Below are 4,393 nucleotides of genomic sequence, written 5' to 3'. Positions count from 1 at the left end.
GGATTCGAACTCGCGACCCCTTGCACCCCATGCAAGTGCGCTACCAGGCTGCGCTACACGCCGAAGCATTGAATTATAGGGACTAAAAACGGGCCTTCAGGGAAAACGCAGAGATTTTTCAAAAATGTCTGCAAATTCCTGAAATGGCGACGTTCAGCCCCCCGCATCTTCTCACCCCTGATGCGTGGCGCGCACATGGTCCAGCAAGGCCTCCAGCGGATGGCGCACCTGGCGTTCGGACAGGCGCTTGACCTGGCTGCGGCAGGAGTAACCGGTGGCCAGCGGCTCGCCCAGCTCCTGCTTGCCTTCGATCTGCCGGGCCCATGACTGGGCATAGATGGTCTTGGAGGTTTCGAGGTTGCGCGACTCATGCCCGTAGGTGCCCGACATGCCGCAGCAGCCCGTGGCCTCCACGCTCAGGCGCAGGCCCCGTCGCTCGAAGAGCTGTGCCCACTGCTTGCCGCTGTCGGGCGCGTTGGTCTTTTCGGTGCAATGGGGCAGCAGGCGGTACGCAGTGCCTGCACTGCCCTCGTTCGTGCGCGCCTCGGGCAGCACCTGCTGCAGCCATTCCTGGGGCAGCGCCACCTTGGGCACCTCGCCCATGCCCGGCACCTTGAGGTATTCCTGCCGATAGGCCAGCGTCATGGCCGGGTCCAGCCCCACCAGCGCCACACCGGACTGAGCCAGTTGCGCCAGCTGCGCGGCATTGCGGATGGCCGCCTTGGCAAAGGCGCCCATGAATCCCTGCACATGCAGCGGCTTGCCATTGGGCAGCAGCGGCGCCAGCCAGACCTGGAACCCCAGGCGCGCGGCCAGCTCGATCAGCACCTGCAGCTGGCCGGTCTCGAAGTAGCGGGTGAAGCTGTCCTGCACGATGACCACGCTGCGCGCGCGCTGCTCGGGCGAAAGCGCGGCCAGCGCCTGCGCATCGGCCGCGCGCACCTTCCATTGCCGCAAGGTGGCTGCCAGGTCCAGCCGGCTCAGCAGCGGACCGTCGACCATGCCGATGCGCCGGCTGAGCACATCGCGCATCCATGGCGAGCCCATCACCCCGTTGTAGAGCGCGGGCATGCGCGCCAGCCACGGCATGGTGAACTCCAGCGAGCCGATCAGGTAGTCGCGCACGGGCCGCAGGTAGCGGCGGTGGTACAGCTCCAGAAAGCGCGAGCGGAATTCGGGCACGTTGACCTTGACGGGACACTGCCCGGCGCAGGACTTGCAGGCCAGGCAGCCGGCCATGGCGTCATAGACCTCGTGCGAGAAATCGGCCTCGCCGCGGCGCGCCGCGCGGCTGTTGCGCCAGCGCGCGGCCAGGCTGGACAGAAAGGGCTGGGGCCGCTGCGCGACCTCCAGCACGTTCACGCCTGCCTGCCCCTGCAGGCGCAGCCATTCGCGCATCAGCGAGGCCCGGCCCTTGGGCGAATGCACGCGCTGGCGCGTGGCCTTCCAGGACGGGCACATGGCGTCGTCCGGGTCGAAGTTGTAGCAGGCGCCATTGCCGTTGCAGTGCATGGCCGCGCCATAGCTTTGCCATACGCGCTCGTCGATCTGCCGATCCAGCTCGCCGCGCGTGGTGACGCCATCCACCTTGAGCAGCAAGGTCTTGCTGGCCGGCGGCGTGGCGATCTTGCCGGGGTTGAGCTGGTTGTGCGGGTCGAAGGCGGCCTTGAGCTGCTGCAGCGAGGGATACAGCTCGCCGAAGAAGGCCGGCACATATTCGGAGCGCAGGCCCTTTCCGTGCTCGCCCCACAGCAGGCCGCCATGGCGCTGCGTGAGTTCGGCCACCGCGTCGGAGATGGGGCGCACGAGGGCGGCGTCCACGGGGTTCTTCATGTCCAGGATGGGGCGCACATGCAGCACGCCGGCATCGACGTGGCCGAACATGCCGTACTGCAGGCCGTGACTGTCCAGCAGCGCGCGGAACTCGGCAATGAACTCGGGCAGGTTCTCGGGCGGCACGGCCGTGTCTTCGACAAAGGGCTGGGGCCGCGCCTCGCCCGCCACGTTGCCCAGCAGGCCCACGGCGCGCTTGCGCATGGCATAGACGCGGTGGACCGCTGCATTGCCCGCCGCCAGCGTATGGCCCAGCCGCTCCACGGAGGTATCCGCGCCCAGGTGGACGAGGAAGGCCTGCACGCGGCCATCGACCTCCTGCGGATCGTCGCCGCTGAATTCCACCAGGTTGATGCCCAGCGTGGGGCGCTGGCCGTCCTGCGGGAAGTACTCGGCCACGCTGCTCCAGACGAAATCCTTCATGGCCAGCAGCAGCACTTTGGAATCCACCGTCTCGATGGACAGCGGCCGGTGTGCCATCAGCGCGCGCGCATCGCGCAGCGCGTCCATGAAGCCCGCGTAGCGCACATTGACCAGCACCGAATAGCGGGGAATGGGCAGCACGTTGAGCCGCGCCTCCACCACGAATCCCAGTGAGCCTTCGGCGCCGCACAGCACGCTGTTGAGGTTGAAGCGCCCGTCGCCGTCGCGCAGATGGGCCAGGTCATAGCCGGTGAGGCAGCGGTTGAGCTTGGGGAATCTGGCCTCGATCAACTCCGCCTGGTCCTCGCTGATGCGCCGCGCCGTGCGGTGCACCTTGCCGATGCGGCCCGAATCGGCGCACATGCGCTCCAGCGCCTCGGCATCCAGCGGCGCGCTGTGCAGGCGCTCGCCGCCCAGCAGCACGAAGTCCAGCGCCAGCACGTGGTCGCGCGTCTTGCCATAGGTGCAGCTGCCCTGCCCGCTGGCATCGGTGTTGATCATGCCGCCGATGGTGGCGCGGTTGGAGGTGGACAGCTCGGGCGCAAAGAACAGTCCGTATGGCTTGAGCGCGGCGTTGAGCTGGTCCTTGACCACGCCTGCCTGCACGCGCACCCAGCGCTGCTCGGCATTGATTTCAAGGATGCCATTCATGTGCCGCGACAAGTCCATGGTCACGCCATGCGTGAGCGACTGCCCGTTCGTGCCCGTGCCGCCGCCGCGCGGTGTCAGCACCACATCGCGGAACTCAGGCCGCGCCAGCACCTGCGCCGCCCTGGCCACATCCTCGGCGTGACGCGGGTAGATGGCCGCCTGCGGCATGCGCTGGTAGATGGAGTTGTCCGTGGCCAGCACGGTGCGGCTGGCATGGTCCGTGTCCACGTCGCCCTCGAAGCCGGCGGCCTTCAACGCTTCAAGAAACTCAAGGTATTGGGCAGGCACGGGGGCGCTGGCGTGGGGCAGTGGGGCAATCGACATGGAAGGCAAGGTGGGGAGATTTGTTGCTGGCGATCAGCCCAGGAAACCCATGCATGCAATACACGATTTCAGGCCGACCATGGCCGCAAGTATCTCTACACTCTTCCTCTGGAACAAACGAAAATTGCGGCTGCGAACACTGCATAAAACTCATGAATTACCGACGCCTGACGCCCTCCATGTCCCTGCTGCTGGTCTTCGAGGCGGCCGCGCGCCACGAAAGCTATGCGCGAGCGGCCGAGGAGCTGTCGCTCAGCCAGAGCGCCATCAGCCGGCAGGTGCAGACACTGGAGGCGCAGTTGGGCATCAGCCTGTTCCGCCGCGAGGGCCGCACGGTGCGCCTGACTGATGTGGGGCGCCGCTACTTCATCGACCTGGGCGCCGCGCTGGGCCGCATACGCAGCGCCACCCTGCAGGCCATGTCACGCCAGTCCGGCGGTGGCACGCTCAACCTGGCCACCCTGCCCACCTTCGGCTCCAAATGGCTGCTGCCGCACCTGCATGGCTTCTACCAGGCGCAGCCCGGGGTGACCATGCACATCCATTCCCGCATAGGCGACATCGACTTCGACAGCGCAGAGATAGACGCCGCCATCACCGTGGGCACGGGAGACTGGCCCGGGCTGACCGCGCATCGCCTGTACCACGAGTTTCTGGTGGCGGTGACCAGCCCGCAGGCGCTGCAGCAGGCCGGGCAGGCAGCAGCCTCGCCGGATTGGGCGGGCCAGCAGGTGCTGCTCACGGTGGCCAGCAACCGGCAGGCCTGGAGCGAGTGGTTCACGCACTATCGGCTCGATCACCGGCAGATGCGGATAGGACCGAGCTTCGAACTGACCTCGCACCTGATACAGGCCGTGCTGGCAGGCATGGGCGTGGGCCTGGTGCCACGGGTGCTGGTGGAAGAGGAGATAGCGCGCGGTGAGCTGCACGTGGTGGGAGACGCCATCCCCAGCCAGCGCAGCTACTACCTGGTCTATCCCGAGAGGAACGCGACACTGCCGGCGCTGGCAGCCTTCCGGCAATGGCTGCTTGAGACCTGCGCCCAGGGTTGATTCCCGCGCAACGGCCGCTCCCCTTCAGCGGTTGGTAGCGGTTGGTAGCGGCTGACGATGGCACAAAGAAAAACGGACCACAGCCAGAAGCTGTGGTCCGTATTCATTTA

At 66.8% G+C, this 4,393-nt stretch carries 2 protein-coding genes; one reads left to right on the top strand and one right to left on the bottom strand.

All coding sequences use genetic code 11. The features are described 5' to 3' along the window. Positions 1–171 precede the first annotated feature (171 nt). Positions 172–3,231, bottom strand: coding sequence for a D-2-hydroxyglutarate dehydrogenase YdiJ (gene ydiJ / locus L995_RS23935; protein WP_047473936.1), 3,060 nt, complete (start codon positions 3,229–3,231; stop codon positions 172–174). A gap of 53 nt (positions 3,232–3,284) precedes the next feature. Between ydiJ and L995_RS23930 the strand changes: the two genes are divergently transcribed. Next, the gene (locus L995_RS23930) at positions 3,285–4,283 is read left to right on the top strand and encodes a LysR substrate-binding domain-containing protein (RefSeq protein WP_082001616.1); all 999 of its coding nucleotides are present in this window, start codon (positions 3,285–3,287) and stop codon (positions 4,281–4,283) included. Positions 4,284–4,393 lie beyond the last annotated feature (110 nt).

Source organism: Delftia sp. ZNC0008 (assembly GCF_000799035.1).
Taxonomy (GTDB): domain Bacteria; phylum Pseudomonadota; class Gammaproteobacteria; order Burkholderiales; family Burkholderiaceae_C; genus Comamonas; species Comamonas tsuruhatensis.
This window is presented reverse-complemented; position numbering and strand designations above follow the sequence as displayed.